This window comes from Borreliella burgdorferi B31 (assembly GCF_000008685.2).
GTDB classification, from domain to species: domain Bacteria; phylum Spirochaetota; class Spirochaetia; order Borreliales; family Borreliaceae; genus Borreliella; species Borreliella burgdorferi.
In genome coordinates, this window is sequence record NC_000956.1 from 46,528 (window position 1) to 52,971 (window position 6,444).

Annotated in this window: 5 protein-coding genes and 1 pseudogene; all 6 read right to left on the reverse strand. The window is 23.0% G+C overall.

Annotation, left to right across the window (positions count from 1 at the left end; all coding sequences use genetic code 11):
• Nucleotides 1-1,256: 1,256 nt before the first annotated feature.
• The 6 genes and pseudogenes from BB_RS08090 to BB_RS07730 all read right to left on the reverse strand — a co-directional run bounded on the left by BB_RS08090 (nt 1,257) and on the right by BB_RS07730 (nt 6,081).
• Nucleotides 1,257-2,099, reverse strand: a pseudogene (locus BB_RS08090) (virulence associated lipoprotein).
• Between the two features lie 717 nt (nt 2,100-2,816).
• Complete coding sequence (locus BB_RS07710) at nt 2,817-3,011, reverse strand: hypothetical protein (protein WP_083013076.1); 195 nt, start codon at nt 3,009-3,011, stop codon at nt 2,817-2,819.
• Between the two features lie 856 nt (nt 3,012-3,867).
• On the reverse strand, nt 3,868-4,023 hold the full coding sequence (locus BB_RS07910) for a hypothetical protein (protein WP_011117331.1): 156 nt from the start codon (nt 4,021-4,023) through the stop codon (nt 3,868-3,870).
• Nucleotides 4,024-4,644: 621 nt separating this feature from the next.
• Nucleotides 4,645-5,001, reverse strand: coding sequence for a hypothetical protein (locus BB_RS07720; protein WP_010883928.1), 357 nt, complete (start codon nt 4,999-5,001; stop codon nt 4,645-4,647).
• A 389-nt stretch (nt 5,002-5,390) separates the two neighbouring features.
• Nucleotides 5,391-5,540 (reverse strand): hypothetical protein, encoded by a 150-nt coding sequence (locus tag BB_RS07725; RefSeq protein ID WP_012614969.1) that lies wholly within the window; start codon nt 5,538-5,540, stop codon nt 5,391-5,393.
• Nucleotides 5,541-5,607: 67 nt separating this feature from the next.
• Nucleotides 5,608-6,081 (reverse strand): hypothetical protein, encoded by a 474-nt coding sequence (locus BB_RS07730; RefSeq protein WP_010883942.1) that lies wholly within the window; start codon nt 6,079-6,081, stop codon nt 5,608-5,610.
• Nucleotides 6,082-6,444 lie beyond the last annotated feature (363 nt).

Sequence of the window (6,444 nt, forward strand, 5' to 3'; positions counted from 1 at the left end):
AACAATAAGATGCTTTTATGAGATTAAATAAGCAATTTTTGATAATAAAAGTGCGGTATTATAGGCTTTTTATATTTTATAAATTTTAATATATTTTTTAAAGTTTTAAAAAACTTTATCTAAAAAATAAGATCCTATCTATATTGTTGGGATTAAATTTGTATTATTTTGGGGTTTTATACTAATAAACATTAATAATGGTGCTTGTCTTTTTTTATATATATGATAAACTTTTCAAGAAAATCTTAAAATTTTTTATAATTATCAACTTTATAAAGTTTTTGTTATTTTTTGTATAAAATTCTAGCAGTTCAATTTTATTATTTATGTCACTACAGCAATTTTTTGTAACTAATTTTTACATCTTTAATATTTTATTAGATAATATTCTCAATATTATAAATAAGTTTATTGTTATTTATGATTGAAAATCAAAAAAACATGAAAAACAAAAATGCTTTTAAAAACACAGAGAATTAAATTAGATAAGTGGGGGAAATATATTGAAGGGAAATTTTATTTTTATAATAAAGTAAATGGTATGTACAAATAATTTACAAGAATTTAAACCAATATCAAATAACTTTGTTATCAAGAATGCTTGGGGGAACCTAAAATAATATATTATTAGGTTTTTGATTTTTTGTTTAATATATAATAAAAATACAGTAGTAGAGAAAGTTGCTTATAATAAATATTGCATTTTAGTAGCAGGGCAGCACTTGGACATTGACAATAGAGAGCTTATCAATTAAGGGTATTTAAAAATGAATGTTTGGGGAAAAGTATTAATGATTCGATATGTTGTTAATTTGGAAGGCAATTATCATATAAATCAGGGTGGCACTAATCTTCTTTGCATAAAATAGATAGATTTTTTTCATAAAGTAAACTATATAGCAATTGTAATATTAAAAATATAATTCTAAAATCGATCAATACTATTGTAGATCTATGAGTAATTATAATCGATTTGTATGATAGAAATATAAAATGCAACTCTAAATTCTAAGTTTTCTTCTTATAAAAAAAATAAAAACTAAGGTAAAAATTGTCTGAAGTAAAGCTTTATGGAACTATGTCCACTGTTAGATTGCTGTTTTTATGTTAGAGCTTAAAAAGCTATCATGTGATTGAGGTAATAAGCTATTTCGATAATTATTGATTGTTGAAATAGCAGTTTTTATAACGCTAGGCCTATCTTTTATTAAAGATAGGCCTTTGCATTATGACAATTTCAATATATAGCATATAAATTAAAGGTTTTCTATTGAATATATGTCATTTTTTAGCTTTTCTGATTCTTCGATTTTTTTTGTCAGTTGATTAAAAAGTGTGTTTGCATGAGATTTAAGTGCATTTGCATCTGTTTGTATACTATTTGCATTATTTTTATAGTCTAATAAGAACTTGTATAACATTTCCGAAGTGATTTTTTTTATCTCTAAAAAATTTTCCAAAGAATCTTTAAGCTTTTTTAAGGCCGGGATCTCTAATTTTTCTAGATTATCTTTTTTAGGATACAGAAAATCAACTATATCTTCAAAGGCACCTCCAAGTGAGTCGAGATTGTTAAGTATTCCTTGTGTTTGGCCTGATGCCATTACAATTTCTGAAAAATTCTTTAAGGCATCATTATCGATAGCATTTAAGATACTATAAGTTCGTTTTCTATAGGCTTTAGATCTTTCGGTGTTTGCAGATAACTGTTCAGTTCCGTCTGGCTAGAACAACTCTTTGAAAGCCAGTATTCCATATTGATTTGAAGATTCTTCTTTTAATTTTTGTACATATTTATCATTATCCGATTTAGCTTGTTCTATTAAATTTTTTAAATCATCAAGCAGTGTGTTTTCTGTTTGGTTATTAATGTCTTTTTCTTTTTTGGAGATTGCTTCTTGATTTTAGCTTTCTTTTTGATTTGAGCTTGCTTCTGCTATAGGGGTTAATCCCTTTTTATTGGATTTTAGTCTTTTTTTATTAGATTTTAGTCCTTTTTTACTAGATTGGTACTTCATATCTTTTTGATTAGTGTTAAAATCTGGATTACAAGCTAAAAATAAAAAAACAAATAAGCTTACAATAATGTTATATTTCATAAATATTCTCCTTAATTAAAATCTAAAATTTATAAACCAATATTAAATATAAACCAATATTAAATATAATATATATATTTAATCAAATGTAGAATAGTAAAATATTGGAAGATTTATATCAATATTTTTATTGTGAGAAGGTTTATATTATTTTTATATCTGTTAATAATTTTTTTTATTAAGCGTAATTATTATACTTTTACATAAATATTTAATTTCTATAGAATTAATAGAATGCTTTGATATTTACAAATATTGAGAAAAGATAAAATTGGTGTAAACTTGTACATTATGCTTATTAATTCTAGTGTAATCTATCTTATTAATAGAACTTTTTAAGTTTAGCAAGAATAGTGCTTTGATAAACTTTTATAGTTTATTTTAGCTTTATATTGGCAAAGAGTATATATGAAAACTTTGTAAAGATCCTATTTCCAAAGTTACAATTGCATTCAAAATGAATGGTAGAGAATTACGGTTGCTTTTTAGTTTTCATGTTTCAATGTGTTTGTAATATGTCCGACATCTTTTTCAAGTTTATCTTGTGCAAAGATTTTCATTATTAAACTAAAAATTCATATTAATATGAAAGTTTTTTTTATATTAATATAACCTCCTAATAATTAATTTTTGATAATAAAATATTAGCACAATTTTTAAATTTTATTTTTAGAGTTGAATCTTTTCTTAAGATATTGTATGAATTACTTTGCTGTGCTAAGTAGATTTTAATGTAGAGTTTGTAGAGTTTTCATTAAACTTTAGCCTTAAAACTTTCACCATGTTGAATTCATTTTTAAGTAGGGAAATATTATCTTTTTGAATTTCCAAAAGCTTTTTAGTTTTTTTACCATTTTCATTAATTATCTCATTAATAGTAATTTTTCTATCAACTTGTTTTTCTATTTTCAAGATAATTTGAATATAATATAATTAGGGGAGTTAAAGGGCGGATTAGATGAATTAGCACTAGCAATGGTTCGTGTATCTTTTAATGCTTGAATTTCGCTTGACAATTGAATGTCTTTTTGAGAGCTAAATTTTAGGTATTTTACTATTTTAATAGTTTATTGTTGTTATTTATATTTGTAGTGATGTTAATTTCGAATATTATTAGATTAATATTTAGATTTTTTTGTTTTGATTTATATTGATTTTAACCAATATGTTTATAACAAATTTCTTTTTTAAAAAAATTTTAAATCTTATATATAATATTATTAATTTAATTGTAATAAACACACCAGTGTTTTGTTGATTATTTATTAGGTCTACGATACGCTAGTAGGCCTAAAATTTATATAAATTTTCTTTTGTTTGAGATATATATATTGATTTATATAAATGATTTATTTTAATAATTTATGTTTTATTTTGTTTAGGGCGCTATAGTATTATATGCCATAATACATTTAAAATATATCTGAATTTTTCTTTTAATTTAGTTTATTTAATTTCAATTAAATGATTTTGATATAATATTTTCTAATATTCAATAATTTTTAAAGGCATTTATAGAAATTATTTTAACCAATTGCTTTAAGTGCCCATTATTTTAGTATTGATTTTCATAATATAGCGAGGGTTTAGTTTTGTAATATAGTAAGCTTATTATTATCTTTATTGGGCCTATTATAGGCCATAATACACTAGGATAGATATTGGTTTACTATTTATATAATCGATTTATAGTAAATTTTCTGGATTATATTAGCTTACTAAAGGCCTCTAAAGCTTTCATTTTCTTTATTTGTGGAACATTTGAAGATTACTTTTGGATTTTTTCTAATATTTCAAGATATTCTAACAGGGTTTTAGAATCAACTTCATGTTGATTAGTTTTAGCTAGAGCCTTATTAAACTTGCTTCTTATTAAGGAATAAGCATAATTTTTATTTGCACTATGGAATAATTTTTTATTCATATGATCTAGTGTTTTGACAAGAATGATTAACTTATTCTTAGCAAATTAAATTTGCTTTGTTATTCTTGCCAATGTATTGTTAATTACTCCATCCATAATGAATTAGCCCCCTATTATATTAAATTTATATTATAAATATAGCACAGTATTTTTTTAAATTTTTTTAGCGTAAAACAATATATTTCTAAAGTTTTGCATAAGCTTATTTTATAATGTATTTATAATTAAGTAGTAGTGATTTTTTGTAAAAATTGTTTTAATTCTTCATAGAATAATACGTAGTAGTCTTTTATTTTTAATAAAACTCTTTCTAAGGAGCAATTAACTTTATAATAAATTATAGATTTAGGATTTTTCTTAAAATAAAGTTTGACTATGACGGTTATTTCTTTTTCTAATTTGCGTTTTATTTATATATTTTTTAGTTTTAATTGTTCTTTATTAGGCCTATGAGACACTATAATGCATTTGCAATACCTGATTTTTTATATTAATTTGGGATATATAATTTAAAATATGGTATCACCCCCATTATACACCTTAAAACAACTTTAGATTAAGGGGAGAAACACCTTTAGTAATATACTAAAGATGTTTCTCTTTTTAATATCATTATATAGTCTATTTATAGTAGTTCATAATTTTTGTGTAACATATTTTTAAAGGATAATTGATTATGTAGTAAAGTTTGAATATATTTTTTTCTACTTTATATTTATTAGTTATAATTTTTAGGTTGTTTTCTAAAAAATCGAGATACTTTATTAATAAGTCTATGTCTATTTCAATATCTTTACTAGTATTGCAATATCTATCTATGTTAAAAGTAAACGCACGGCGTATAAAGCCCCTACTATAGTATCCAATATTTTTTGAATTTAGGTCAATGTTGTTTAGTGTGTAAATAAGAATTATTAAGTGTGAAGATAGCCTATTTTTGCTATTCATACTTAATATTTCTTTTAAAAATTTTTCCAAATAGTGCCCCAGTAATTTTTATTATTTATCAAATAAAAATATATGTCTTTACATTTATATTTCTAAATTGCTTAATTTGCAAAGAAATATTTTTTACGATTAAATAGTAGTAGGATAGTTTAGTTCTAACCGTAGTTTTAGTTTATCTGCTATTGTTTGATAGTAGTCTTGTATTGTTGAACGAAACACTTTAAGGGGGATTAATTTTATAATAAATCATATATTTGGACTGGTTTTTAAAAGATAGTTTTACTATGGTTTTTGTTTTTTCTAATATATCAAGATATTTATTCATTGTTGGTAGATCGCAAGAATTTTTATTATCTTTTTTAAGAATTTCGTTGTAAAATTTTAATAGTTTTTTTGAGAATAATTATTCAATTCTAGATTTAATAATGTATTGTCACATAAAGCAGGCATACCCCAGTAAACTCAATTTCTAATTGATGGAGTTGTTTTTCTATTTCTGATTGGTTATTTATTATTTCTAATTGTGTTTTTTCTATTTCTGAGCACTTGTTTTTTTGATTTTTTTTCATAATATTATAGTATATAAAAAAAATAGTATTAAAATTGTCAAGAATATTGGTAATTTATAAAGATTTTTTATAAGTTGCTAATAATTCTTAACAAATTGTCTCCATTTATTATGTAGTTGGTATAGTAATAACTACTACTACTATCAGCATTATTGTTAATGCTAGGCATGATTAAATGTATGTATTCTTTAAAATCGTCGACATGAATATGCGAGTCTTTGTTGTTTTCTTTTTGGGTTTGATTTTCTCTAACATCTTTAGCCCTAAAACTTCCTCCATATTGAATTGCATCTTTAAGTCGAGAAATATTCCCATTTGGAATTTCTAAAAGCTTTTTAGTTTCTGTGCCACTTTCTTTAGTCATCCCATTAATAATAATATTTCCGTCAACTTGTTTTTCTATTTTTAAGATAGTTTGAATATAAGGTGGGTAGTTAATAGTAGAATTAATATTATCATTTTGGTTAGTAATAATGGTTGAACGTGTATCTTTTAACGCTTGAATTTCGTTTGAAAATTGAATATTTGTTTGACGACTCATTTATTTGATATTCGCTTATTTTTTCTTTATTTGACATGTTTAGTGGATTATTTTGATCAGAATTACTTAAATTACATGAAAAGACTAATAAAATAATGAATATCAATAATTTGTTCATGGATATTATAGCTCCTATTAAACTTGCAAAAACCGCTTATAATATTATAGATCAGGTTTATTGATAATCAATAAACCTGATCAACGATTATTCTAATCGTTTTAAAAAAAACAAGAGAATAAAATTGCAAAAATTAAAGTTTTATCATTTTGAAAAATTCTAGTTAAAGTTTTATTATTTCGGGTTAAAGTTTAGTATTTTCAAGTTAAAGTTAGCAATTTAAAGGGTAAAGTTTTGAGTCAAAG

Excerpts from the sequence above, each read along its gene's own strand:
- BB_RS07910 (WP_011117331.1), bottom strand. The coding sequence starts at position 4,023 with ATGAATAAAAAATTATTCCATAGTGCAAATAAAAATTATGCTTATTCC.
- BB_RS07730 (WP_010883942.1), bottom strand. The coding sequence starts at position 6,081 with ATGAGTCGTCAAACAAATATTCAATTTTCAAACGAAATTCAAGCGTTA.
- BB_RS07725 (WP_012614969.1), bottom strand. The coding sequence starts at position 5,540 with ATGAAAAAAAATCAAAAAAACAAGTGCTCAGAAATAGAAAAAACACAA.